Annotated in this window: 23 protein-coding genes; 14 read left to right on the top strand and 9 right to left on the bottom strand. The window is 62.0% G+C overall.

Going from position 1 to position 24558, the window contains the following annotated elements; genetic code table 11:
- Positions 1–63 precede the first annotated feature (63 nt).
- The 3 genes from J7I84_RS05290 to J7I84_RS05280 form a co-directional block, all read right to left on the bottom strand.
- Positions 64–1833 (bottom strand): hypothetical protein, encoded by a 1770-nt coding sequence (locus tag J7I84_RS05290; protein ID WP_214941593.1) that lies wholly within the window; start codon positions 1831–1833, stop codon positions 64–66.
- Positions 1830–3953 carry a hypothetical protein gene (locus J7I84_RS05285; protein WP_214941591.1) on the bottom strand — a complete coding sequence of 708 codons (2124 nt, stop codon included), beginning with the start codon at positions 3951–3953 and terminating at the stop codon, positions 1830–1832. Before J7I84_RS05285 ends, J7I84_RS05290 begins: the two co-directional genes overlap by 4 nt.
- A gap of 105 nt (positions 3954–4058) precedes the next feature.
- Entirely contained in the window at positions 4059–4445 is a 387-nt protein-coding gene (locus tag J7I84_RS05280; protein WP_214941588.1) for a hypothetical protein, read from the bottom strand.
- A gap of 885 nt (positions 4446–5330) precedes the next feature.
- Between J7I84_RS05280 and J7I84_RS05275 the strand changes: the two genes are divergently transcribed.
- The 13 genes from J7I84_RS05275 to J7I84_RS05220 all read left to right on the top strand — a co-directional run bounded on the left by J7I84_RS05275 (position 5331) and on the right by J7I84_RS05220 (position 16205).
- Positions 5331–5711, top strand: a complete 381-nt coding sequence (locus tag J7I84_RS05275) for a hypothetical protein (protein WP_214941587.1) — start codon at positions 5331–5333, stop codon at positions 5709–5711.
- Entirely contained in the window at positions 5708–6517 is an 810-nt protein-coding gene (locus J7I84_RS05270; RefSeq protein ID WP_214941584.1) for an RES domain-containing protein, read from the top strand. Before J7I84_RS05275 ends, J7I84_RS05270 begins: the two co-directional genes overlap by 4 nt.
- Positions 6518–7356: 839 nt before the next feature.
- The gene (locus tag J7I84_RS21445) at positions 7357–8133 is read left to right on the top strand and encodes a hypothetical protein (RefSeq protein WP_251046156.1); all 777 of its coding nucleotides are present in this window, start codon (positions 7357–7359) and stop codon (positions 8131–8133) included.
- Positions 8091–8201 (top strand): hypothetical protein, encoded by a 111-nt coding sequence (locus J7I84_RS21995; protein ID WP_396020037.1) that lies wholly within the window; start codon positions 8091–8093, stop codon positions 8199–8201. The genes J7I84_RS21445 and J7I84_RS21995 overlap by 43 nt, the downstream gene beginning before the upstream one ends.
- Positions 8202–8356: 155 nt before the next feature.
- On the top strand, positions 8357–8623 hold the full coding sequence (locus J7I84_RS05260) for a hypothetical protein (RefSeq protein ID WP_214941578.1): 267 nt from the start codon (positions 8357–8359) through the stop codon (positions 8621–8623).
- A gap of 28 nt (positions 8624–8651) precedes the next feature.
- Positions 8652–9569, top strand: a complete 918-nt coding sequence (locus J7I84_RS05255) for a hypothetical protein (RefSeq protein ID WP_214941576.1) — start codon at positions 8652–8654, stop codon at positions 9567–9569.
- A gap of 201 nt (positions 9570–9770) precedes the next feature.
- Positions 9771–10625, top strand: coding sequence for a hypothetical protein (locus J7I84_RS05250; protein WP_214941573.1), 855 nt, complete (start codon positions 9771–9773; stop codon positions 10623–10625).
- A gap of 129 nt (positions 10626–10754) precedes the next feature.
- Entirely contained in the window at positions 10755–11459 is a 705-nt protein-coding gene (locus tag J7I84_RS05245; protein ID WP_214941570.1) for a hypothetical protein, read from the top strand.
- A gap of 132 nt (positions 11460–11591) precedes the next feature.
- Entirely contained in the window at positions 11592–11882 is a 291-nt protein-coding gene (locus J7I84_RS05240) for a hypothetical protein (protein WP_214941568.1), read from the top strand.
- Positions 11883–11963: 81 nt separating this feature from the next.
- On the top strand, positions 11964–13130 hold the full coding sequence (locus J7I84_RS05235; protein ID WP_214941565.1) for an OmpA family protein: 1167 nt from the start codon (positions 11964–11966) through the stop codon (positions 13128–13130).
- 9 nt (positions 13131–13139) lie between these two features.
- Entirely contained in the window at positions 13140–13559 is a 420-nt protein-coding gene (locus J7I84_RS05230; RefSeq protein WP_214941562.1) for a hypothetical protein, read from the top strand.
- 741 nt (positions 13560–14300) lie between these two features.
- On the top strand, positions 14301–15137 hold the full coding sequence (locus J7I84_RS05225; protein WP_214941559.1) for a DUF3883 domain-containing protein: 837 nt from the start codon (positions 14301–14303) through the stop codon (positions 15135–15137).
- Positions 15138–15299: 162 nt separating this feature from the next.
- Positions 15300–16205 carry a GIY-YIG nuclease family protein gene (locus J7I84_RS05220; RefSeq protein WP_214941554.1) on the top strand — a complete coding sequence of 302 codons (906 nt, stop codon included), beginning with the start codon at positions 15300–15302 and terminating at the stop codon, positions 16203–16205.
- A gap of 371 nt (positions 16206–16576) precedes the next feature.
- Here J7I84_RS05220 and J7I84_RS05215 read toward each other — a convergent pair whose 3' ends face one another.
- The 4 genes from J7I84_RS05215 to J7I84_RS05200 all read right to left on the bottom strand — a co-directional run bounded on the left by J7I84_RS05215 (position 16577) and on the right by J7I84_RS05200 (position 20520).
- The gene (locus J7I84_RS05215; RefSeq protein WP_214941551.1) at positions 16577–17173 is read right to left on the bottom strand and encodes a hypothetical protein; all 597 of its coding nucleotides are present in this window, start codon (positions 17171–17173) and stop codon (positions 16577–16579) included.
- A gap of 297 nt (positions 17174–17470) precedes the next feature.
- The gene (locus tag J7I84_RS05210) at positions 17471–18337 is read right to left on the bottom strand and encodes a hypothetical protein (protein ID WP_214941547.1); all 867 of its coding nucleotides are present in this window, start codon (positions 18335–18337) and stop codon (positions 17471–17473) included.
- Positions 18338–18540: 203 nt separating this feature from the next.
- Positions 18541–19773 carry a hypothetical protein gene (locus J7I84_RS05205; RefSeq protein ID WP_214941544.1) on the bottom strand — a complete coding sequence of 411 codons (1233 nt, stop codon included), beginning with the start codon at positions 19771–19773 and terminating at the stop codon, positions 18541–18543.
- Positions 19774–19803: 30 nt separating this feature from the next.
- A complete protein-coding gene (locus tag J7I84_RS05200; protein ID WP_251046155.1) occupies positions 19804–20520 on the bottom strand; it encodes a hypothetical protein in 717 nt (238 codons plus the stop codon).
- On the opposite strand from J7I84_RS05200, the gene J7I84_RS05195 reads away from it, so the two are divergent.
- A complete protein-coding gene (locus J7I84_RS05195; protein ID WP_214941541.1) occupies positions 20501–20698 on the top strand; it encodes a S9 family peptidase in 198 nt (65 codons plus the stop codon). The genes J7I84_RS05200 and J7I84_RS05195 overlap by 20 nt on opposite strands.
- A 1526-nt stretch (positions 20699–22224) precedes the next feature.
- Here the strand turns inward: J7I84_RS05195 and J7I84_RS05190 are convergent.
- Both J7I84_RS05190 and J7I84_RS05185 read right to left on the bottom strand, forming a co-directional pair.
- Positions 22225–23622, bottom strand: a complete 1398-nt coding sequence (locus J7I84_RS05190) for an amidohydrolase family protein (RefSeq protein ID WP_214941538.1) — start codon at positions 23620–23622, stop codon at positions 22225–22227.
- Positions 23623–23633: 11 nt separating this feature from the next.
- Complete coding sequence (locus J7I84_RS05185) at positions 23634–24551, bottom strand: alpha/beta hydrolase (RefSeq protein WP_214941535.1); 918 nt, start codon at positions 24549–24551, stop codon at positions 23634–23636.
- Positions 24552–24558 lie beyond the last annotated feature (7 nt).

The raw sequence follows: 24558 nt of genomic DNA, 5'->3' as shown, positions 1-24558 counted from the left end.
CATCAATGCCGAGGAGTTTCCGGCCAAGACGATGCCGGGCGGCTGCGTGCTCGTGCCCGGTCATTATTCTGGCCTGAGCAAAGAGTTCAATGCTGCCACGGGGGCAGAATCACTCGGGAGCGACGCGGCCATCCGCTTCCATGCGCGGCGTCCCTCCGCCTTGCAGCCAAGGATACTGAGGACGATGTCGTTGGTGGCATCCGACTCCAAATCATTCGCTTGAATGGGGGTGACATCGAGCAAGATATCGGGCCGCTGGATCGGCAGTTGAGTGGTGAATTCGGCGAAGAGCAGGTCCTCGTCAGTTGAGTGGAAAACAATGTAGTAGGTGCTGGTTTCCCCGTTGGCCGTAACCCGCAGCCGTACCAGCGAAAGATCCGGGTACGTTCTTGTTGGCGCATTCATGGCAACGTGGAACAAAGCTCCGGCGCCACTGGAATCAACACTCCAAGACCCTGTGATCTCGCCGAGCTCAACCGTACCCGTCATGACCGTTTGGTCGGAGGCTGCTGCTAGCACGAACTGGTCCCGGGAAAGGAGCTGCTTGAAAGCGTCCTTGGGCATGGCCGGAGCTCGAAGCTCCTCGAGGGTTTTGCCTCCTCCATGTGGTGATCCTTCATATTGCGGATCGACCGCGGCCTCAAACAGGGGGCTGCCTACGCTCGTCGTGAGGTGGGCCTCACTGCTAGTTTCAAGGAGGCGTCCGCTCAGTGCGAGCTCGGCCAGTGTTAAGTGGACCGCTCCTTCATGTGTTGACTGGACCAGTCTGCTGGCAAGGTATTTTCTGGCTGTCTCCCGTTTTAAGCGGTCCGCGCTGCGCCGCTCGGGGCTGGGTTCAGGGTGGGACAAGAGTTCGGGGTGCCGGATATCGACGTGATCCGTCAAACGGATGGGCCGTACGGGGATGGTGTGTCCTCGGAAGAGTCCGTGGGGGCCTGGGCGGAGAGTGGCGTGAGCAATGAGATTCCCGGTGTAAGGCTCGGTGATGGTGGCGTCATATGTCGATTCGGTGCCAGGCGTGGTTTTCATGGGCACCGTGATGGTAATAGCCTCGGGGTTTCGAACGTGAGCTGAAACGTGGATGGTGTCCTCGGCGCTGGCTGCGGAACCATGTCCTGTTAGTCTCCAGTCAGGCGATCCGATGACCAGTAATTCCCGTCCAGGGGTGGAAGCAGGCGCATCGAGAATGGCTTTCATTCCGTCGTTGGTTAGAGGCAGCGGGAGCGTATAAGAGGTTTCGGGCTCCGGGGTCTTGGGTAGCGGATAGTGGCGCAGTGCTTCCAAGGCGAGCCGCACAGGTACCACGGCAGCTGTAGCTATCGCGTCAACTTCAAGCATTCGTTCTAGAGCACGGGCAGCCGGTATTGCCTCGGCCGCTTTGACTCTGCCTGTTTTGAAGTCATCGAACGCGTAGTTCCTGTGAGCTGCCGCGATGGTGTCAAGGGCGAACAAGGGCCCATCGAGTGGCAGCGGATTCCAGTAGAGCGACCATTCTTGATACGCGGCGGCCAGTAACCCATCCCATGCTGAGGACGGTTCGAAGGCCAGTGGGGCGTTGTTGTCCGCCTGTCCGGGCCGACTAAAGGTTCCACGACGTAGGATTTCGCGGGCCGTGCCCGTACCGAAAAGGTCGCAGAGACTGACAACGGCGCGCTCAGTGTCATGGATAGTGACCGAGACAGGGGCTATGGTTCGGGTTACGTCGATTTCGACCGTCATGTAGTCGCCTGCGCTAACGGAGACCGTCGGAGCAGGGCCCGGCTCGAGACACTCCACCCGGAACGAGTCCATACCCGGTTCTATCTTCAGTAGGTGTTTTTGGTCGGTAGTCATTTTCCGGCCTCCTTGTTTGTGGCCCGGACCGTCTCTTCCAGGAGGATGGACAGCGTCGTCGATTGGGACGGGTGAATCAAGTCGTCGAGGTCCTCTGCAAGAGCGTTGAGTCTCTCGACTTGTTCATCGATCCATTCCCGGATCCCTTGGCCGTCCGCTGGTCGACTCGCCGGATTGCCAGCGGCCACTCCGAGGATGTTAAGCAATCGGTCTGCTGCGGATCGCGCTTCAGCGCGGCTTATTCCGAGGTCGGAGCCGGGGGTGGGGTCTTTTCGCAGCACAGCGACGGCCTCGCTCCCGGTGGCGATACTGAACCAGTCGCTGGATGTTTGGCTGTGCGCGACATTCCGTCTGGCTTGAGCTGCAACCGCCAGGTCACTTTGTGACCCCTTACTCTGTCCGAGGCCGCGTACCTTCCCATAAAGAGCGTTCTTCTCGTTTTTCACCTGCTTGAAAAACGAGGCGGCCTGAAGCCCCCCTTGCTTCCAAAGCCATTTATTGGTCGCTTCAACGGATTGACGGGTGAAGTGCCCTCGGTCTTCTTTGCCCCTGATGGTTTGCGGGAAACTGCTCTCGGCGCGTACGAGGTTGCTTCGTAGCTCAGTAAGCCGGGTTAATGCCAGGGTTTGGCTCGCGTGAGCCCGAAGGTCCTCTAGGTCGGCCTCGCTCATGGTGTAGTCAAAGGTGGCGATTCGCTGCAGGATACGGCTGCCGACGGTGTTCCATTGAAGTGATGGCTCCCACCAGTCCACTTCGTCACCTTCGGGCCTCGCCAGCGAAAAGGCGTCCTTCAAGAGCTCGGCTGCCATTGGAATCTCATCGTCGTTGACCCCGTAGTGGCGAAGCACCTCATCCATCAAGCCGTCCGGCCAGACAGCATTTTGGGGGTCGACAGCTGCCTGGGCGGCTGTGGCGCTCAGGAGCCGAAGCAGGTCTACGGCACTGGGGCGGACTTGTACCCTTTGCATCCAGCGGACCGCATTCTTCCTCAACGTTTTGTCCAGCGAAGCCAGGACGGATGTGACGAGCTGTTCGTAGTTACCTGCTTGAAGGTGGTGCGCAGCGTCGGACGCGTTCACGTAGGCCCATGCACGCTTGATGGCAGTGTGCGGGGCTTCACCGGTGTACAGATATAGGGCAGTGACCATATCCGCCTGGCCGGCAGTATTAAACAGACCGAAGGGGTGGTGGATTCGTTGGGCTACATCATCGGAGAGCCGGTCGAGTTCCTCCAGGCTGAGGTAGTCCATGCTCGCGCATTGCTTGGCGAGTTCCGTAGCGTCATGCAGGGCCTGCGAGTCTCCGTTCCCCAAGGAATCGCTCCACCGCAGCAGGTATTCCAGGGGCCCTGCATTATCGTAGTGCAGACTTGCTATTCGCACACTGTTTTCGGCTGGGAGAGCAGCCGCAGCGACCGAGGTGAATTCCAGATCAGCCGTGTAGGACTCGGCAGCCCTGGAAGCTTCAATCCGCGAAAGGATATCCGGTGCAAGTGCCGGCGGGCGGCCGCGGTCGGCGGCAATTGCAACCCTGTCGATCACATGTTCAATTGCGTCTGCCACGGTAAAGGCGTTGCCGGCGCCGATCTTGTTGTAGTTGATCTTATTGGCGTTGAAAGAGGTCAACTGTTGCCGCAGTTTCCGCCTGCCAGCTTCGTCTCGATGGGCGGACATCTTTGCCATAGCTTCTTTTATGCCTGCCCGGATCCGCTGAGTGCGTAGTTTTCCGAGCGTTGCCGCGAAGGCTACATTGCAGGGAAGTACCTTTGATCCGTACTTGTCCCTGTTTCCCTCGGTGGCCTTGATGCGGATTTCCCCCGGCAGTTCGGTGTAGATTCCGTGCGGATGTCCTTGCCCGGCGAAATATTCCGCCAGCGCCCTTGCCATGAGATCAGCGGCTTCGTGAAAGGTCAGGTCCAAATCTCCCGCCTCAATGTCGGCTAGTGCCTTGTCCCGCCGATCCTGCCTAAGATCGTGTTCCGCAATTTTCCGGAAGGTACTGATGTCGATCTGTGTGACGCGACCCTTCGGACTCTTCGCCGGGCCTAGCGGTTCCGGCAACTGCGAGTCCGATTCATCGCTGAGCTGAACATCGTCTCTCAGCGCCATTTCGTCCCCCATTTCTGTGCTGCTTGCTGCGATTGTAATTGACTGTTTTGCGTGGTCGCCTGATGTCGGCACATCCGCGCAACGTGAGCCCCGTTGCCGGCCGTGAAGGTTCGGGGGCTACTTGGTCGTGTTTAGGAAGAGGATGGTCGCAGCGGTTGCGGTCAAGGTGATGCCATCAGTGATGGCGCGGATGTCGGCGTGAGGTAGGAGGACGCCGTGGCGGATGGCGATGCCATTTCCGAATTGGATAAGACCGACGGCAGGGACGTGGCGAAGGGCCCAACCAGCGGCTTCCCAGATGGGGCCTTCTGGGCTGGCTGAGATAGCGACGAGGAGTTGGAGCCAAAGTTCATTAGCGCCGTTTTCGATGATCATGGTCACGTCGCCGTGGCCTTCCGTCGTCACAGTGGCCTGCACTGAGCGCGAAGCTTCGGACAGGTGGATCCAGGATTGGATGGCTGAGTCGTACTCGAGGACATTCAAGACGTCGTTCCAATCGGACATGGTGGAAGTCTCCTTCTACGAAGGACGTGTGGGATTGTTGGAGTGCTTCCAGGACGCTGCTGCTGTTTCGCATTGTTCAGTTGACGTTGGAGGCTTGTGATCTCCTTGTGTCACGTCGCCGGCGGGGCGACGTGCCACAAGGAGACGGACGGGTCTGCTTTGACGATTATTTCCAGTGGGCTCCGTGTTCGGGACATTGCTGGCCAGTGTTGTTGCACTTCGAGCAGGTCAGGCGTCCTACGATGCCGTGGGTGTTGCGGCCGCCGTTGCAGCCGGGGCAATCGGTGGTGGTGCGGTGGCACTTCTTGCAGTTGGCCATGGTTCGTTCCTTTTCGTTTTGTTGTTACTGCTCGTTGGTTTGTGCTCGAGGCCCCGGCGGTTATGGGGCTTTGGTTCCGGCCGGGGCCGCTTTGGGGGCCGGGTGCCTCCCCCAAGTTGCGAGGCACCCGGCTGGTTCTGGGGTTTATGCGATGACGGGGGTGAAGTACTGGGCTCCCCACCACATGCGCATCCACCATCCGATGGGTCCGACGCTGTACATGGCATGCCTCCTTTTCTTGCTCTGGTTTCGTCTCTTTCGTGTTGGTGCCCTGCCGGCTGCAGGGTGTGTCTACGTCTGATACAGGCTTTCCCCCTTTTTTGCCTGTGTTCTGATGGGTCCGGACCGTGACGAAAGCGTCGCTTTGCGCGCATGGGCCCCATCCCCGGGGAGAACGGCAGCCCGTGCACTGATGAGCACGGCCAGTAGAACCGAAAACTGGACTTTTTGACGCCTTTGTTCTGACGCGCCGATAATGCCAGTCCAAGAGGCGATAATGCATTAGATGCGAGGGTTTTTGTTGCTTTTTAGTTGCTTTAGTCTTGCAGAGCATAGACAATGGAGGGATGGAAGCAACGACTCGGCATGACATCCATGTAGGGACGACCCGGATGAACATTCACGACCTTGTGCGCGAACTAAATGAGAATGTCGGCACGACGGTCGTCCAAACGATGGCCGGGGTGAAGGACCGCACATCTCCGTTTCGTTGGGCCAAGCCTGATGGCCCGGAGCCCCGGCCGGAGGTCGAATCCCGCCTGCGCCTCGGTCACCGGGTCTGGAAGACGCTTGAGCTTGCCGAGGGCAAACATGTTGCGTTGGCTTGGTTGATGGGCGCCAACCCGCGCCTGGACGAGGAACTTCCCGTCCTTTACATCCAGCAGCAGCGTTCCCGGGAGGTTTTAGGGGCGGCCGAAGCGTTCGTGAATGACACCTTCGCCGCATGATCACCACCGCCAAGGTGCGCCAGTGCGACTTGACGGGACTGACTCTTGTGAGGGCTGCCGGGGAGATTTCGTTCCGGGTGGCCAAGGACCGCTACGGCGCGTTGTCGGTCAGGAAGAACTCCTTCGTTGGCCCGCTGCCCATCGGCGCCCTCGCCGGCAGCGATTCCCGGGGCCGATACGACAGCATCGGCTCAACGATCTATCTCGCTGAATCCCGTCAGTGCGCCTACGCCGAGGTGCTGCTCGGCTTCCGGCAGCAGCGCGCGTCGGTGGCCAAGGCCGCTGAGTCCATCGGATGGACGGTCGAGGACTACATCGCCAGTGTCCGGGCGCAGGCCGAGGAGAACGGAATGGACGTCCCGTGGGCCATATCCGTGGACTGGCAAATGGACCGATCAATGTACGAAATCCGACTCCCTGGTGAGGGGTGGTGGGTTCAGATCGATGATCCGGCCACTCTCCGCGCCCTTGAAGCCCTCACACCAACCACTACTGGGCTGACGGATCGTCTGCAGCTCCTCACAGCCGGCTCCCTCACCGGCGAGGACCGGGATCTGACAACCCTGCTCGCCCACGTCATCCGCGGAACGGTGCTGGACGACGGCTCAGAACCACTGGGAATCAGCTACCCATCGAAAACACTGACTGGTAGGTGCTGGGCCTACTGGGACCGTCGGGCCGATGAGGGCCTCTCCCCCAGCCGCAATGGTCTCCTTCAGCTGACCTCTGAAAACGTCGGCCCGGACCCTGAATTCCACCGCGCAGCCAGATTGTACGGCCTACCGATCCTCGGAGCCCGCCTCTGAATCAAGGAACCCGTTCCGGACCCCGCCGATTCCCCCAGGTGCCCCGTCGTGCTTTGCTGGGGTCCAGGACTGTCGTCCGTTGGCAAGGGGCCCCGCTAAAGAATCAGCCCTCGGGCTCTTCAGTGCTTTGAGGCTGCCCAGGGGTGATGCGCTGCAGTAGCTCATTATGGGCTTCCTGAAGTGCGTTGCGCGGGCCTGGGCGGCCGCCGCGCAAGTGGCTGCTGCCGACTTCGGCCGTTGCTTCATGCCAACCGAGCCGGACTGTTCGGGCTGTTCAGCGACAGTTGTTAGCTGGCGTTCCAGATCCTCGACTTTGACCAGTAGACGGCGGCTTCCTTTTCGGCTGTCATGTTGTCGGCCGGCGACGAGTTCGGCCACCTCTTCATTCAGTTCCTTTTCCCGCGCCGAGCGGCTCTTCGGTAGCGGCAATGGCGCTCATTCGCGAAGGATGAGGCTTCGACGCAGACCCCGCCGGCCAGACTCGCTGGCTGCCCGAGCGTAGCGGGCAGGTCGCCACGACCTGACCCCCCGCAGCCCGTTTCTCCTCGGCCCGTTCCTTTACATAGCGGGTGACGTCGGCGATGTTGACGCCCGCAACCCCGCGGACGGTAGAAACGCTGGGACGTCGTTCGGCGCTGATCTCTGCTCGACAGCAATAATTCCCGATCTAGCGGTCGAGCTCATCGGAGCCTCCCTCCCCTTACACATCACCGCCACACCACATCCGTTAGGCCAAAACCCATTTCGGACAACGCCTGCCTTACCGGGAGTGCCGGGGGAAACCCTGCAACAGGTACACGGGCGCCAAAAGGACGGGGCCCGCAAGGGAAGGAACCATCATGCAGGAGTCCACGCGATCCATGGCTGTCCGCGACGCCTTTTCCGCCATTGCCCGGTGGACGGCCAGGGCCCTGCGGGCCCTGGCCGTCCGTCCGGTCCTTCCCGCCGTACCCTGCCTTGGGGACGGCTCCGGTGCCTACACCGCAGTGATCCGCGGCGGGGGAACCACACACATGGCAACCGCGGCCCTGGCCTATACCGGACCGGATGGCAAATTCTGCCTCGAGCTGTTTCGCGGATACAGCCCTACCGGCAACGCACGTCACGCCGCTGCCGCCGCCCGCATCGACGCCCTCGCTTTCATCCTGAAGCACTCCAACGCCAGCGCGATCCACCTGTTCATCGATGATCAGGAACTCCGCCGGGAAGTCACCGCAGTGCAGGGATCATTCCCCCGCCTGAAACTCACGGCAACCGCCGACCCCGAGCTGTCCATCACGGCCTCTCAGGCAGCCTGCCGCGCCAACAGCGTCACGCTTAACGCCAGCGCCGCCGCTGCACGGCTGGCCCTCCACCAGTTCACCGGCGAGCACCGGACCGTCATCGCTACCGATGCCTCTATCATCCCTGGAAAGGCCGGGGCTGGGATCGCCGCGGTCGCCAGTGACTCGATGTCCTCGTGCTTTCTGACAGCCAAGGCGCAGTCGCTTTCGCCAATGGCACTGCCGTCCCCGCCCAGGCGCGGATGCGGCTCCTCGCCGCCCGGATTCACGCCGAGCGCAGCGGGCGTGCCATTGACATCAAGTGGGTGCGCGCACATAACGGGCACCCGTTGAACGAAGCCGCGGACGCCATGGCGCGCCAGGCCCGACGCGCCACGATCACTGCTTCCCGGGCCGCCTGAGCCGGCCCCTTTCGGGTGCTGGCCCAGTGTTGGGACGGCGCCCGAGAGGGTCGAAGCCCTGACGGGGAAACCCTGACAAGGGCATAGCAGAAAGACCAGCCCTCGGGGGAAACCCTCACCGGCCACAGAACGAAACTACGAAGGAGAAACAAACCATGAGCACTCCTGAGACCCTGTCGTACCAGCTGCCCGGCCCCCTCCCGCCGCACCTGCGCGGAAGGACAGCGGCGCATCGCAGGGCCGTCATCATCTTCGTCACGGGCGGGGCGCTGCTGCTGATAGCACTACTGGCCCTCGCACTGCTCCTCCTGGCCCCCACAACCGGTGTAGGCAACGGCCAGCAGTCCCCGACTCCTACCACCACGGCCACCCCAACAACCCCTGCCCAGACACCGACACCGACCACTACGACCGGTCTCTGACCAACCCAACAGGAAAAGGACACCTGCCATGACCACCACTGCCCTCACACCCCGCCCTGAAGAACCCCGGGAAGTCCCCGCCATTCCGCCGCCGGGAAACCACCGTCGCCATTTGGCCAGCTGGACCCAGAAGGACTGGTACATTGCCGCCACCGTCGCGGTGGCCATCACAGTCCTCGGAGCGGCAACCGATGCGATCTTCGCCGCCGATGTCCTGAAACTGCTGGTCGGAGTCACCTTCCTGGCGTATCTCGCCGCTGTTGGGGCGGTGTCCGTCGCCAGTGCCTGCGCTTTCTTCGCCGGCCATGTTCTCCACCATGCCCCCAACAAACGCTGGGGGTGGGTGCTGGCCGGTGTCTGGGCTCTCATCGGTGTCGGGATGGCAGTCATGCGGATGGTTCATTCGCAGATCAAGATCCCGGACATTCCCGACGGTGCCACGGCCGAGGAGATCGACAGGATCATGCGCAACGCATTGTTCTCCGATGTCGGGCTCGCGGCGGTGATGTTGGTGATTTTCCTGGCAACGGGGATCTTGCTCATCCACAAGGCCAAGGACCTTGGAGATCCCGACCTGCGCCGCATGCTCAAAGGACTCAGCGAACGCACCCGCCTTTTGAAGCTCTGGTCGAACGCAACCGCACAGTCTGTCCTGCAAGGAAACCTGCTCGCCCGCCGCGTGCACCACATCAGCAACACGCTGGAGCAGGAGCGGAAAAACGCCCACGACGGGACCCTCGCGATCTGCGATGCCGCCAAGGAAACCTCCGTCGTCGCTCAAGCCGAGATCATCGGAGATCCCACTGCGACTCTCATGACCTTGATCCCGCACAAGGACACGCATTACCGCCCCGACGCCTCCCATCACGACAACAGCGGGTCTGAAAACTTGGGCGCCACCGGCACCGAGGCGCAGGCTCCGGCCTTCCCTGAGGACAAGAAGTGATCGGCCCCGGCCCGGACTGCCGGCACTGCGGCGCCGCCACAACACCGTGTCCCTTAGGCGAGGGCTGCCCGGGGGTATGGCCCACCTACGGCACCAGCGCCTGTGCCCGCTGCACCCACGGCTACACCTGTACCTTCCACGGACGCTGCTGGACCGGCGCCCAACCCACCCACCAGAACTGACCACCAGAAAGGCACTGCCATGAACACCACACCGAACACCGGCCTGACCGACATCGAGCTCTACCTGCGCGAAAGGACCCCCTCCCCCGCGTATACCCCCGGGGAGCGAATCCTGGATTACTGGGCCGGGAGGACGGACTCCCGCCACCTGTCTACTACACAGGCGCAACCGACCGACGAGGTCATAAGGACGGTGATGTTGACGCCGTGGGCAGTGGCCCGCCGTAACGAATACAGGGCGTCCAAGGATCTGGAGACCATCACGCATAACCGCATTGTGGATCCACTGCGTACCGAAAAAGTCGCACTACAGGCCCGTATCCCCCGGCTGAAGGAGGCTATTGGCATCGCCCAGGAGGAAGCCGCTGCAGCCGAGGAGGCTGCCCGAGAAAGTGCTGCCGCTCCTCCGGCCCCGGCCGTGCCGCGCGGACCGGGTGAACAGCAGGCAGATCCGGTCGCACTGGCCGCCCGGCGGAGGCGGGAAAAGGAAAGCCTCGACGCCACCGCCAGGGCAGCAGCCACTGCAGCAGCCTCAGCAGTCGGGGCTGCTGCGAAAACGTACAACGACGCGCTGGAGCGACTGGCCGTGGTCGGCGAGCGTCTTGTCCTTGCCCAGTCGGTTCTTGAGGACCGGGTCGCCGAATGCCGTCGTTACACCAACCGCCGGATCAACGTCTACGCCAGGGCCATTACCCGCCGGCACCCGGATGCTCCCGTCATTGCCGAGCTGACCGAGCACCTCGATCTTGACCAGGACGCCGCCCGGCCCGGCACATCCCTAGCCGGTAGATCGACGGCCTGGGCGCCGGAGCAGTTGCAGCAGGGCCGACCCTCCAGGCTCAGCATCGTGGACCCCGACCAGGAGCCGGTCTGACCCAACGCGTCGGCACGTGGCCCCTGCTGGCAGGGGGCCGGGTGCCAGCGGACGACTGGCACCTACGGATGGGGAAACCCTGAACCGGTACCAGCGCAACACACCACCGAAAGAAAAAGGAGTCCCCAGATGAGCATCTTCGACAACCTGTTTGGCCAGCGTCCATCCAACGAACCACCCAAACCCGGCTATGAGCACTTCGGCGGTGAGCCCGCCGACCCGCACAACAGCCGCTTCTGGCGCTCTAGGCCCCACCTGGCTAGGATTGCGACCCCGAGCATGGCCGACTATCTCATTGAAATCGTCCGACAGGTCCGTGCCCATGCGGCCGGGATCGATGACGCAACCGGACAGTTCCTGTTTCGGAAAATCGAGGCCGAAGCCAACGCCGTCGGGGTCGCCGTCGAAGAACGCTACCTGGACCAGATTCGAACCGAACAAGGGCTCTGGGCAGACGAGGACGCCTTGGCCTACGCACAACAGCTGCAGGCCGAGATCTTCAAAACCCAGCTGGAAATCGCCGACGCCGACTACCGGGCCGGGAAAGACGCCCTGCTGGGCGAACCCGGCGCCACACCGGCCTGGAACGCAGCCATCAGCGGCACACGCCACACCCCTGCCCTCCCCCGCCCCGGGATAACGCTGCCCGGCATCCCGGTACCCGGCACCACGACCACGGAAGAAGCCGCCCCCACCAGCGCCTCCCCGGCATCCGGATCAACGGTGCTTCCTGCGGAAGGTTCCGGACCACTTGCACAAGACCATCACGCGGACACCGCCAACGGGCTCGACCCTTCAGCAGCGCACGGCGAACTCGACGAAAAAGCTGCCTAAGCCCCAGAGGTCCGGCCCGGGACACCACCGGGCCGGACCCAAGGCAGCCAGCACCTGCCCAAGCAGGGGAAACCCTTCCCCAGTGCAAGGGCGCACCAGACGCCTCAGCTAACAGATGAAGAGGACACCACTGTGCACATCTCCCCCGATGACCACCGCATCAACAACGCGAAAGAAGCACTCGCCCGCGCTATCTCCACTACAACAACGAAGAAAGACAATCTCCTCGCGGCCTTGGATCGCGCTGCCCGGCTGTCCGCCGACAATCCCTGCACGGTCATCAATGTCATCAGCCATGGACTCTGCAACCCGGCACCTCTGACGACGGCTCCCACCGAAGAAATCACGACCCCTGCCGGGACCGCCGAAGCCTCCCCGAGCCTCCTGGGAGACCACACCGTGCGCTGGTTCCGACCTACGTAAACCAATCCGAACGCACACGGATTCGGAGGAAACCCTACAAAAATCACCAGCACCACAAACCCTAAGGAAAGAAGGAACACCATGCGCACCACCCCCGCAGCCCTCACCGTCACCGGAGTCCTGGCCGCGTTCGCTCTCACGGCCTGTGACGGGCCCGCCATCGGCGCCCAGACCGACTGCGACCAGCCCACGGCCCTGTCCATCATTGTCGCCGCGCACTCCAATGCCGCCCCGGCTCTGCCGGCCGAGGTCGCCTGCATGGTCCGTAAGAGCATCGAGGCAGGCAAACCCATCAGCATCATCCGCGAAGACGGAGAGCCCTCCGTTATCCAGGCGCCGCGCGTCTACACGGTCGGAGCCGCCAGCAAGGACAATGACATCAACAACGCGAAAATCACCGTCAGCCGCACCATCTCCGGCATCGAGGCCCAAGCCAACGGCGACAATCCCATCGCAGCCCTGGAAGAGGCCAGCCGGCTCACCACAGACACGCCCGACGCGACCATTGCGGCCATCGGCCCGGGGCTTTCGGACCAGGCGCCCCTGGACCTGACCGACGTGTCCCTGGCCACCGCCGTCCCGGCAGAAGTGACAGCGAAACTCGTAGCCCTCAAGGCCGTGCCGGCCCTGGCCGGGCGTACTGTGCACTGGTACGGGCTCGGCGAACAACATGGGACCCAGCCCGCCCTGACCGGGCCGCAGCGGCAGAACTACCAGGACATCTACAACAGCATCCTCACCACGGCGGGCGCCAAGGCATCCTTCCACCCCGGGCCCGCCAACGCAGCAACCGAAACCCGTGCCGCCGGAGGGCACAGCATCCGGCCCGTCCCCCGCGCTGACCAACCCGCCGTCCACATCCCCACGGCAGGAGGAACCCAGACGTTCAATAACGCCAGCGCACTCGGTTTCCTCCCGGACAGCACAACCTTCCGCGACCCCGGCGCAGCCCAAGCTACCGGGGAGCAGCTGAAAAAGTGGTTGGACGACAACCCGGGGGGGACAGTGACCGTGACCGGAACGACCGCATCAGCCGGGACCAAGGATTCCCGGGAGAAGCTCTCCCTCGCCCGCGCCCAAGCCGTTTGTGCCCTCGCCGTGACCGCCGGGGCCGACCCAGCACGGCTCAAGCCCATCGGCGCAGGAAACGATTTTCCCGAATTCAAGGAAGACATCCTGCCCAACGGAGCCCTCGACCCCGGCGTTGCCGAAGGCAATCGCACGACCAAACTCCACTTCGACGCCTAGGAACGAACGATGACCACCAAGACTGCGTGGGCAGCCCTTATTACCCGCCTGCCCGCCGCCGATGACCTGCCTCTCACAACGCTCCTGGATCTCATCGAAACCTCCCAGGCAGACATCGAAGCCCGCACCGGCACCGAGATAGCCCACGACCTCACCCCCGGGGAACAGGCCCGCTGCCACGCCGCGGCAGCCCTCTCCCAGGTACAGCCGCGCCTAAAGAACTCCGCGGGACACAACGCCTGTCAGGCTTGGGCCAGCCACCGCGTCACAGCAGCAAGGCAGGTATACCAACGCCACGCCCGCGATGTCCTCACTGAAATCGCAGCCAACCCCTTCACCTACCTCCGCAACCACCCACCCAGCAAACCAGACCCCCCGACCCCGCAAACGACGAAGCCGCCGCCCGAGGGGGACCCCGCAGCGGCCTAGCAGCGCAGACTCTATAGCTCCGACGACCTTGACTGGGTCCGCGTGGGATTCGGGCTGAGGAAACGTTCAGGGGCTAACTCCGCTGCAATTCACACTATCGGGCGGGACCGCTCTTGGCCCGTTTCGACGGTCCCGGGCACTCACGGCCTAATTCCGCCAGAATCCTTCGCTTCCTTCCCGCGTGTGTGTCCTTGGATCCGTCCCTTGTTGGTCGTGTCTAGGGTTCAAGCATGGAAAGGGACGCGTCCGGGGAACTTCAAGGGCAGAGCTCGATCAACGAGCTGCTCGACGAACCCATCGGTAGTGCCCCCGTCCAGCTGGTGTTGCCCATCCTGGTCCAGGTGAAGCCAGGTCACTTCCGGTGGGTGTCCTACCCCCCCCGACCGGCTGCTGCCGGTCGAACCAGTTCAAGAACGGGAGTCCCGGCGGCGATGCGATGAAGGCTTGTATCACTCCCCCACTGCACTGGACCTTGGCTTATCTGATCCTCCCAATGCCGACTCCCCTAAGCTCATCAAAGACCACATCCAGTTTTTGTTGGGAATGACCCAAGTGAGAAAAATTGGTGAGACGACGCGCTGTGTCGGACGCGCGCGATTCAACTAACTGCCGACTGTGTGTCCCTTAGTCTTGGCAAACGATGCCCTGACGAGAGGCCGGCCGGGGTTAGTCGAGCGGAAGGCGCCGGGTACCACCGCCGCCGTGCACGGTTGGCGGACATCGATCGGCGATACTCGATTCATGGTTATCAACATCAGGCTCAGCGACCGAACGACGGCAAAGAGCGATGATCCACTTGACCGTGATTGGTACGGCTATGACCCCGGGGCAACACCGGAGCAGCTCTGGGCTAGCAATCGGGGAGACTGGTTCTTGGACGCGAAGCGCATCGCGCGAGAGCGATGGGCTGCACTCAACTACGAAGGACGGGTCGTGCTGGTCGCGGAACTCAATGATCCGGATCACGAGATCGTGACAGGTACTGCCACCGGGAAACCAAAGAAGGCTCTCAGAGGCCGCGTCCTGCCAGACGGACATCCCCTTCACGAAGTCCTCATGGGAACATGGGTCGACTACGCCCCCGGCAGCCGGAACTCCATCCTGTATGGCGCGGACCCTGAGGTTGACGGTCTAATGGACGCGGACTTACCGGAGGCGTGGGATCTACCAGGTGCTGTGGGCCAAGGGCTGCAGATGGACGCCGTCGTCCGCAAAGCGATTGAGAATGCTGCACAGAATCGTTTGATGCGTTACTACCGAGACTTTGGCTGGACGGTTACAGATACCCGGCATAACCGTCCCTACGACGCCGTAGCGGTCAGGGGTGATGAGCGGATTTATCTTGAAGCGAAAGGCACCCAGATCAGAGGGGATTCGGTCATCGTTACGCGCAATGAGGTCAATCACGCCCGTCAACATCCGGGGCTGTGCATGATGGGGGTGTGGTCCGGGATGCGGATGACGGAAGGGGTGGTAGATCCTGAGGCAGGGGTTTTCAGGGTTCTTCCCTTCAATCCAGACGACGGGCAACTCCTTCCCCGTGACTTCGATTGGACGCTTCCCGGTGAGGCGGGCTGACGACCGTGCAAAGGCACCTGGGTCCTTAGCCGGTTCCCGTCTGCCATGGCGCCTCTGAGGGTGGATGTTCGTCAAGCCAGTTGACGGGTTTCCGCGCTTAGGCGGCGGTACAAGGTTGCCCCGCTGCCCCTAAATCAAGATACGAAATGAGAAGAAACCACCTTGATCAGCCGTCCTCAAACCATACAGATCTATTTGCCGCAGGGTGATCCAGCCGGCATCCGAATGGCTGAAATCACAACGCGCACGGTGCGCGTCTTTGACGTCCCACGAACGCTACTGACCGAATTCCTGAAAATGCCCGAGGCATCCCAAGTGGGTCTCTACTTTCTCTTCGGCGCCTCGGAGGACGCCTCTGAGGTCTGTTACATCGGTCAAACAGGAAACGTTGGCGGCCGGTTGAAGCAGCACACTGCGACCAAAGACTACTGGGAGCGGGCCTTGGTCGCCGTCTCATTGACCAATACCTGGACCGACACCCATGTGGGGTACATGGAATGGCAGGCCATCGACAAATCGCTCCGGTCCGATAGGTTCAAGCTCATGAACGGGAACGGGGCATCGAACCGGCACACCCCCGCCCCGCTGGAGGCTGATTGCAACGAATACCTGGACACGATTTCCGTGCTCCTAACGACGCTCGGGTTCCCTGTGATGGAGCCGCTCCAAAAGCATGAGTCAAACCTCGTGCCGCTGCAATCAGCCGCTTCACCTGCGCACTACCTTTCCTTCACCCGTCCAGGATGTGAGGGAAAGGGAACTCTAACCCCAGAGGGACTGGTCGTGCAGGCCGGATCATACGGCCGTCCCCAGGAGTCGAACGGATGCCAGGCCTGGATCGTAAATCTGCGGCGAAAGCTTCAGGAGCAAGGAGTCGTAGAAATTACGAGTGACCGGCTGACCTTACTGAAGGACCATTTGTTCAACAGCCCTACTGCCGCCGGCGTGACTCTGGTGGGTCGATCAATAAACGGCAGGACTTCATGGAAGAACGCAGCCGGAAAGACGCTGGATGAACTGGAACGGATGAACCTCGATACAGCAACACCATCTCCCGATCGAGTTTGAACGGGTACCGGCCCGGAATTGCATTTATGGGGCCCTCTCCCTGTTCACCGACGCCCATGCGTCGGTGAACCTGCTGAGCGCGACGACATCTAGGTAACACTTGGCGTACTTCTCCGCAGCAATATCAGTAGTGCCTAGAGAAATCTTCCCCGTCAAAGCCAAGAGAGTAAGCCCCCCGCAGCCTACGTTCCGCTTCACGCTCTATATGGTCAAGCGCCGGCCGCTTCCCGGGGCTTATCCGCCGCCAGAAGTTGGCCTTCCTGATTTCTTGCCCAGTCGGATTGGCGGGACCCTCTAGGTGCATCATGACCGACGCATCTAGCGGCAACGGCGTTATCCGCTTATCTAGTCGTACTAAGGCGTCGAGACCGCTATCCGAAACGGTCCACCTTGTCAGGCGCTGCAGCCGGTTCGGATCTGACCACCACAGGCTTTGCAGCCGGTTCAGAACTCTCTTCCCCAGGCTTTGCAGCCGGTTCAGAACTGTCCTCCCCAAGCGCTGCATCCGGCTCAGGACTGTCCTCCCCAGGCGCTGCAGCCGGTTCGGGACTGTCCGGGCCATTCGGCGTGAAAGCGTCGGCTAGCAAGCAGTAGACGACGCTCACAATGCCCAGAGCAACCGGGATGAAGAAATCCTTGCCTAGCTGCCCCAGTTGCACGTAAATGTAGATGGCTAACCCTGCGGCAAGGAGCCCGGACAGCGTTCGCCATACCTTTGGCAGAGCGCTGGCCATAGCAAGAAGGCTCGTTACGAATAAGCCAGGACCAAGTAGCACCAGTCCGTAAGACCATGCGCTGTATTGATCCGCAGCCACCCGGTTGTCACGGAGGGCATCTGACGCCAAATGGAGTAGGAAGATAGGCAATCCAAAGGTCGCTAGGAAGCCGGCCGTGAGAAGCCCGATTTGCACACCCTTCTTCCAAGTCGGCCACGTTTGTTCGGTATTGCTTATGGCTGTTTCTGACACGCTTTCCCCCAATATAGTGCAGCTCTTGCATCGGCCCACATGTGTTTGACGTGGGCCGATGCAGAATATCAGCTCACTGGCTGATCCCAGTGGCTGATCGCCAGGGCCTCCCGCGATGGGCTCCGTGCGGGTTGTGCTCGTACGCCGCAGCCGGGCAAACATCTTGCGGGGCGAGACCGCTTTTCGACCTCTCAGCTCCGACGGCTACCCCTGCTCGGGTCCACGGTTTTCAATCTCGACGCCGACCCCTTCAAGGCGGGCAAAGAGTTCCCACCCATCATGGATGGAGAGGCCGCGTTACGGTTCGGGGTCCTTTGTGTCGCCGCTCTTTTCTTCATTGCGGGATTTGGTATCTGAGCGGGACACGCCTTGGCTTTTGGCCCAAGCAAGGGCGACCAACACGTCAAACCCTGATCCCCACGCCTGTTTGCAGATGCTGAACAGGTTGCGAACGAAGGGATCGGGGTCTTGCACTAGCGGAGCAACGACTAGATCAACGAAGAATGCCAGGATGGTTATGCCCCTGATCCAAGCAAACCCAAACTTGAAGAAGGGTTCGATAACCGCCGCTGTTCGCTTCAGAACAACATGGTCCGTATAGGAGTGGCGCCTCCGTGGGTACGCCATCCGTGTTCGGTATTCAGGGTTGAGTATAAGGAATTCATCATGTTCTAACCGACGCAGGAAGTGTCGCAGAATACTCTCGTCATAGTTCCAGAGCGGATTCGCCTTGGGTGCGAGGGGACGTTGACCGAGGTCTATGTCTAAAAAATCCCTGTTCGCCAACGGAGGGTAACGATCCTCAGAGGCCTCGACGTCCTGGAGCGTCTTCTGCGCACGTTCTCTGCCGATCACGGGAGCGAGCAGTTGAAGAATCAGTCCTGCCACGATGGCGTAAGCGCTGTGGATCCAACGCTCCAGATTTTGGCTGATAGTGCTGTAGGCGCGGGGTCGCGCTGTTGCGCTTCGAATCCAATCAGGATCGATCAACCGTTCGTATTGATCTTTGGAATCAACATCCAAGAAAGTAAAAGTAGGTAAAACACTCGAGCGACGACGGTTAGTCCTGATGGCATGCCAAGTGACCCGCGTAGGAGCGCTGGTAAGCAGGACCAGCGCTCCTACTCCTGGCACCACGAAATCAAGCAATTGGATGCCGCCCATCAGCCCCTCCGCTCATATCGAGGTCGAAGTTAGGCGAATCTACGGCTTTCTCTCAGAGGTCATCAGGGCAGAAGGCCCCTTTCTTAGCCTGCCCCCTAGTGTCGGTTGATTGAGCGGCTCGGGCCGCTCTTGCCTCTCAACGCCCACTGCTGCCCCTATGGGTCTTGCCGGCCTTGGCACAGTGGCTCCCTTCTTCATCAGTCCTATCGAGCGGGCCCATTCCTGGTCCTCTCGGCGCCAACGGCGGCTCCTGAGCGGGTCTTCCTAGCTTTGACTGCTCCTTTGCCCGTGATGACGGCAGCGCTGGGGTGTGTGGCCTCGCTACGTTCCGCTGCGGCTCGGCCGCGAACTTGGGTTTCGCTTGCGCCGGTAGCGGCCAAGGATGCCGCAAAGGCTTGCTGCCGCTCGGCTGAGCCGTAGTCGGTGGCCGACGTGCTTTCGGCTTTCAGTCCCTGGTCTTTGAGCCGGCTGCTGTCGTTGCCGGTGACACGGTTTTCGATTTCGCGGCCGACGCCTTCGAGGCGGGCGAAGAGTTCCTTCTCTGCGCGTTCGTACCGCTGCTCCATTGGCGACCGTTCCGACCCCTGGAATCCTCCCTCAGCCAGGAGTTTGGCTTCGTGCATCTCCTTCGCGGCTTTGACGAACTCGGGATCCTTGAAATGGGACTCGTTGGCACCGTTGATGTTGGCCGTGGTTTCTTGGCGCAGCTGGTCGATGTCGGGTCCGTTGATGCCGTCCTTGCCGATGAGGAACATCCGTTCCTTGATGTCCGCGTCAGCGGCCGCGGCTGCCGCCGGGGTTTTCGCGTTGTGGGCACACTGCAGGGCCTGTGCCAGCTCGGGGTTGGCAAGGTACTCCACGGGTACCTGGTGGCGTTCCATTTCAGGGGCCAGCTTTTTGGCTTGGGCGCGCAGTTCTTCGGCGCGGGCCGCTGCGAGCAGCTGCATGGCTTTCTCCTGTTCAGTGGCTGCCTTGCGGGCCTCTTCTTGACTCAGTGCCAGTGCCTCTTGCCGGGCCCGTTCTGCCGTGATGGTTTCAATGCCTGATTGCAGGTATGCGATGTCCGGGCCGACGTCGCGGGTGTCGATCCCGTAGCGGGTCAGGACCTCCTGCCTAATGCGTTCGGCGGCTGCCAGCGCCGCTGGGTCGTGGTCTTTCCAGGCTTCTGCCACAGCGTGGGCGGTGGCAATGTCGTTGGGTTGCGCTTTGTCCCACCACTGATCCTTCCCGATAGGCGAGAGTGCTGCGCGTGCGGCGCTGCGTTGGGCGGCCAGTTGGGCCTGCGCTTCATGCGCTGCCTGGGCGTCCTGCTGTTCCCTCTGCCGTTGCAGTTCCTGCCGGCGGCGGGCCAGGGTTTCGGCGACACGTGAGGCGATCAGCAGCGACTGGCGCATTCCGCCGTCCAGGACGTCATCGATTCCATCTGATTCACTCATGGTGTTCCCCCTTGCACTTGGTGTTCTTCTTTATCGGTCGAGTCCAGGGCCGGATTGGCGCCCAGTGTGCTGGTGGTTCTTCGTTGGAGTGGGTGTGGTGGGCACGGCCGAACCTGGGCGGATGGGAGCCATGCCGCGAAGACCAAGTTCCACGGACTTTGGCGCCGGCATCTGTTCTGACGCGGCTTGCTCGGGTGCGCCTACCGTGACTGGTTTAGGCATCGTGGCAGCGAAAGGCTTCAGCTGTTCGGTCACGACGGCGCGGATGCGCTGCGCCTCCCGTGTGCGTCCGGATTGCTGGTGCATCTCGTGGATGGCAAAGGCAGTGTTCACTAGCTGCAGCATGAGGGCGGCTTGGGCCGCTGTCTTGTTCTTGCTCGACGCTGCCATGAATAGCATGGCCGTCCCCGCGATGGACGGCAGTGGTACAGGTTTGCTGTGCTGGCGTGGTGCACGCAACTGCGCTGTGCGGGACAGCTCCGCAGCGGTCGCAGCCAGCGGTCCGGGCGTGGGTTCGAGTCGATGTGACCATGCTGCAAATGCCCCTGAAACTTCCCGGGCTGCCTTCGCCCAGGTGGCGTGGTCATCGCGTGGCAGTACCCGCAGCTTTTCAACCAACGCGGCAGCATTGCGGGTGTACTCCACCCAGACATCTGCTGACGGCGTGGCGTTCTCGGGACCCGTCCTGGAGACCTTGCGCTTGTTGCGCGCGGCCGCGTTCCACCCGATGCTTCTCCTCCAGGGCACCAGCGACCCCTCGATCAAGATGGCGGCGACGAAGCAGGCCGTGCAGAACGCCCAGGACCTGGGCACCAAGGCCTCGTTCGCCTCATATCCCGGAAAGGACCACTACTCGGTACTGACGCCGGGTGAGTCTGGCGGCGCGGCAGACGACGTGATTCGCTGGCTCAAGGAACACAACTGAGGACCGTGGACAGCGTCTGAACCATAAAATGAACGAGGGCCCCTGCAGAACACTGCTGGGGTCCTCCGCTTTCCTCCAAGTGGAGTCAGAGCTCAGCCGGACAACGGCTGCGTCCGCCACCCGGTTCCAAACATTGATCGCGATCGCTGCCCATGTGATCGCTGCGCCCTGCGCCGGCGTCAGTGCCTCGGACCTGCTTGTCCCTGCCCGCACAATATCAGCGCCTACTCACGCCGGGCGGGTGACCTCTCCGGGACTTCCACGACTAGCGCCTCAGCAATGGACAGCTTCGTTTACCCTGGCCGCTGTCATGGGCAAAAGGAACCGGACCCGCAATCCTCACGGCAGCGTCGCGGCAGCCCTGCACGAAACTGCCGATCCCGACTCCGCCATATCGGATAACCTGCTCTTAACCCTGGCCGAACTAGACGGGCGGGGACCGCATACTCGTAACCTCCGGGCCCTCATCGAAGTAGAGCACAGGGGGCGTGCATTTCCCTAGCGTCACGGACGAATCAGCACAAGAGGAGCACCCTCAGCAGCCCGCCTGCCGCCGCATGGCTACCCGGCAGCAGTGCCATATGGCCGTTGTACTGCCTACACCCCAACCTGACGTTCAAAGGCGCCTGACGTGGGAAAATGCGGCTGGTGGGCGGAGCTCCCGCTAGTTCTCCTCACCCCATCTCAGGCACCACACGGGACGTAGCCGCCCTCGGCCACGCGCGGACCCATCATGTCCAGATTCTCTGGAGTATTCCCGGGCTTCCCCAGCCCGGTTTCTTCCCACTGCCTGTCAGGATGGGATATGAGAACGTCATGAGCCGCCGTCAATAAAGCGGAATTCCGCCCTAACCTGACGCTGGCCCACGACGACGTCGTGTGGCCGAAGCCTTACGGATTAGCGATCTCGACGTCCCTCCTTGCTGACGGAACCACGATTATCGGCCCTTCTTGCCAGCAAGCAGAAGTAATTGATTGGAGCAGCTTGAGCCCGGCGCGGCGAACTTTTGTCCAGCTGCAGATCCCGGCTTAGCGGTGAATTGAACATCCACGGCGAGGACGGCAAGATCAGCGCAAAGGATGCCGCTGCTCCTTGGTAACGACCCACGAAACAAGCCCGGATAGAGAAGCCCGGATAGAGAAACGAGGTCCCCGCCGTTTGGCGGGACCTCGTTTCAGCTCCGGTTCGCGTGACCCATGAAGCACCTCTGGGTTTTCATTTCGGTCCGAACACCTCTCGCAGGCAGCGGTTCGCCAACCTACTTTCCCGGAGCAGTCCCTGTTTTCGGGCTTAGCCTTTGCGGTGAGAGGCTTTCGGCGTCGAGAAGGGTTGTGGAGGCCTCTAACCGATGAACGAGCCGACGGCCGGCACCGTTGTCCTGGATTAGCCATAGGAATGAGCCGTCATCGGAGATCTCGTCAACTTTCCCAGCGACACGGGGGTGGTGCTTGTCTTTGGTTAGGACTACGACGGTGTCTCCTCGCGCCAAGTAACGCCAGCTCCGGACTTCCTTGCGCAATGGGCTTCAGATTCCGGCCAGAGACTTGCGGCTGTTAGCGCGTTCGAGCAGGTTCTGTTGGGAACGTCGTCCTTCCTGGAGCAGTGCCTCGGCGTTGACCCCGGTGAGGGCGCCGTTGCGTTTGACGAAGGTTCCTCCGACGAGCACGTGCCGGACGTTGCCTTCGTGGGCGGCGAGGACGATGGATGCTGCTGGGTCCTGGACGGGGCCGAGGTTGAGCGCGTTGGTGTCGATGAGCAGCATGTCGGCGCGTTTCCCGGGGGTCAGGGAGCCGATTTCGGTTTCCTGGCCGATGGCTTTTGCGCCTTCGATGGTGGCGTAGGCCAGGATGTCGCGCATCGTCACGGTAGGCACTTGCGCGGCTCGTTCGGGCCCGATCCTGGTGAGGGTGGAGCGGTGGTAGGCCCAGAGCATGCGCATTTGGGTGAACATGTCTCCGGTGCATTTGGTTTCGGTGTCGCCGCTGAGTGAGGGGCGGATCCCAGTCTGGAGCAGCCGGTGGAAGGGGATTTCACCGACGCCGGTGGAGTTCATTTCGCAGTGGATGCCGAGGGAAACGGTTCCTCCGTTGTCGGCGATGAGTTTCAGTTCCTGGGCGGTGAGGTGGTTGCAGTGCACGAAGGTCATGTCCGGTCCCAGGAGCCCTGCGTCGGCGTATTGCTGGACTGCGGCTGCTTTGGCGTTGCGGGCGTAGGCGCCGGTGTGCACGGAGACGCGCAGCCCGAGTTCGCGGGCGAGCCTGAGTTCGTCCTGCCAGATTTCCGGTGATGCTTCTTCGGGTCCGCGGAGGACCATGGCCAGGGTGATCCGGTCATCGAGGGAGCCGTTGGGGAAGTACTGGTTCTGGACGCGGCGGATGTCGGCCGGGTGGGGTCTAGTGCTGTTGGCGGTCCAGGAGTCATCGGGTGAGGTGGGCCAGCCGTGGCCGAAGACGGCGCGGATGCCTGATTCGTGCAGTCCGGCGATGGCGCCGTCGGAGTGTTCCGGGGAGTTTTGGACGTGGGACCAGTCAAAGAGGGTGGTGGTGCCGGCGCTGAGGGCGGCGTAGCTGCCGAGTTTGTTGCCGATGTAGACGTCTTCTGCCTGGTAGGAGGCGCCGAGTCCTTTGAGGACTTCGGCGAAGTAGACGCGGGGGTCGAGCTCGGCGTAGCTGTGTTTGATGGCGCTTTGCCAGGTGTGTCGGTGGGTGTCGATGAAGCCGGGCAGTGCGACCAGGCCGGAGCCGTTGATTACTTCATCACCGGCCCGGTGGTCGCGCACCAAGTGAGGATTTTCCGGTGTTGGTTCGATGCTGGTGATTCGGCCTGCGTCGATGGTGATGGTGGCGCTGTCGAGTTCACCGACCTGTTCGTCGAGGCTGAGAACCGCGACGTTTTCGATGATGGTGCGCTGGGAGTGCTGCATGGCGTGTACCGTCACTTGTCCGATGTCGAGGGCTGAAGGCCGTGCTCGTGCGATGGTTTCACGGGCAGGGCGTGGGTCAGGAAGGCTGCGATGTACTGTGCTGTTTCGGGGGTGTCGAATTCAGGCCCTTCATGGTTGGCGCCTTCAAGGAGCCGCAGTTCAGCCTGCAATCCCATGCGCTGTGCGCGGTCGTGGAAGTTGATTGACTGCGCGACCGGAGCGACGCCGTCGGCCGTTCCGTGCATGATCAGCAGTGGCGGGGTGTTGGCGTGAAGCCGGTCTATGGGACTGAGGTTGGCGAGGATGTCATCGTTTAGCTCGTCTTCGGGGACTCCGGCGAGCAGGGCCTGCCGGCGCGCCGGTGTGGGAGGTGTGCCGCCAAAGTATGCGGGCACGGTTGAGTTGGTGATGAACGCCGGCACTGTGAATCCGCTGCCCGGTACCGGTTTCGGGCGCGCAGAGGTCAGGTCGAAGTTGGTGAAGAGGGCGACGATAGCGCCGATGCTGGTTGCGGCGCCGGTGTCCCCGGAGGGGCCGGTTTCGGTGAGGAGCAGGCCGCTGATGGTGGCGAGGTAGCCGCCGGCGGAGGCTCCACCGAGGGCGATGCGCTGCGGGTCCAGGTTGTATTCGCCCGCGTTGGCTTCCACCCAGGCCAGGGCGTCTTTGATGTTGTTCAGCTGGGCCGGGAACGCGGCGTCGTGAACGAAGTCGTAGTCGATGGATGCAACGGCGATGCCGTGAGCGGCGAGGTTGTGGAGCCGTTCGGGGGTTTCGTCACGGAGCCCGGTGATCCAGGCTCCGCCGTGAAGGTAGATCAGCACCGGTGCCGGCTGGGGGCTGTCGGGGCGGTAGAGGTCCAGTTTCAGGGCCCCGGCCGCGCCGCTGCCGTAGCTGATGCCTTTGAGGACTTTCGGTTGCTGTGTCGTCATGGTGTCT

The sequence above is a fragment of the Arthrobacter sp. ISL-85 genome, from assembly GCF_018613675.1.
In the GTDB taxonomy this organism is placed as follows: domain Bacteria; phylum Actinomycetota; class Actinomycetes; order Actinomycetales; family Micrococcaceae; genus Arthrobacter.
The sequence above is the reverse complement of the archived record's forward strand: the minus strand, read 5'-3'. Positions and strand labels throughout refer to the sequence as shown.

Excerpts from the sequence above, each read along its gene's own strand:
- J7I84_RS05290 (WP_214941593.1), bottom strand. The coding sequence starts at position 1,833 with ATGACTACCGACCAAAAACACCTACTGAAGATAGAACCGGGTATGGAC.
- J7I84_RS05285 (WP_214941591.1), bottom strand. The coding sequence starts at position 3,953 with ATGGGGGACGAAATGGCGCTGAGAGACGATGTTCAGCTCAGCGATGAA.
- J7I84_RS05280 (WP_214941588.1), bottom strand. The coding sequence starts at position 4,445 with ATGTCCGATTGGAACGACGTCTTGAATGTCCTCGAGTACGACTCAGCC.
- J7I84_RS05275 (WP_214941587.1), top strand. The coding sequence starts at position 5,331 with ATGGAAGCAACGACTCGGCATGACATCCATGTAGGGACGACCCGGATG.
- J7I84_RS05270 (WP_214941584.1), top strand. The coding sequence starts at position 5,708 with ATGATCACCACCGCCAAGGTGCGCCAGTGCGACTTGACGGGACTGACT.
- J7I84_RS21445 (WP_251046156.1), top strand. The coding sequence starts at position 7,357 with ATGCAGGAGTCCACGCGATCCATGGCTGTCCGCGACGCCTTTTCCGCC.
- J7I84_RS05260 (WP_214941578.1), top strand. The coding sequence starts at position 8,357 with ATGAGCACTCCTGAGACCCTGTCGTACCAGCTGCCCGGCCCCCTCCCG.
- J7I84_RS05255 (WP_214941576.1), top strand. The coding sequence starts at position 8,652 with ATGACCACCACTGCCCTCACACCCCGCCCTGAAGAACCCCGGGAAGTC.
- J7I84_RS05250 (WP_214941573.1), top strand. The coding sequence starts at position 9,771 with ATGAACACCACACCGAACACCGGCCTGACCGACATCGAGCTCTACCTG.
- J7I84_RS05245 (WP_214941570.1), top strand. The coding sequence starts at position 10,755 with ATGAGCATCTTCGACAACCTGTTTGGCCAGCGTCCATCCAACGAACCA.
- J7I84_RS05235 (WP_214941565.1), top strand. The coding sequence starts at position 11,964 with ATGCGCACCACCCCCGCAGCCCTCACCGTCACCGGAGTCCTGGCCGCG.
- J7I84_RS05230 (WP_214941562.1), top strand. The coding sequence starts at position 13,140 with ATGACCACCAAGACTGCGTGGGCAGCCCTTATTACCCGCCTGCCCGCC.
- J7I84_RS05225 (WP_214941559.1), top strand. The coding sequence starts at position 14,301 with ATGGTTATCAACATCAGGCTCAGCGACCGAACGACGGCAAAGAGCGAT.
- J7I84_RS05210 (WP_214941547.1), bottom strand. The coding sequence starts at position 18,337 with ATGGGCGGCATCCAATTGCTTGATTTCGTGGTGCCAGGAGTAGGAGCG.
- J7I84_RS05205 (WP_214941544.1), bottom strand. The coding sequence starts at position 19,773 with ATGAGTGAATCAGATGGAATCGATGACGTCCTGGACGGCGGAATGCGC.
- J7I84_RS05195 (WP_214941541.1), top strand. The coding sequence starts at position 20,501 with ATGCTTCTCCTCCAGGGCACCAGCGACCCCTCGATCAAGATGGCGGCG.
- J7I84_RS05190 (WP_214941538.1), bottom strand. The coding sequence starts at position 23,622 with ATGCAGCACTCCCAGCGCACCATCATCGAAAACGTCGCGGTTCTCAGC.
- J7I84_RS05185 (WP_214941535.1), bottom strand. The coding sequence starts at position 24,551 with ATGACGACACAGCAACCGAAAGTCCTCAAAGGCATCAGCTACGGCAGC.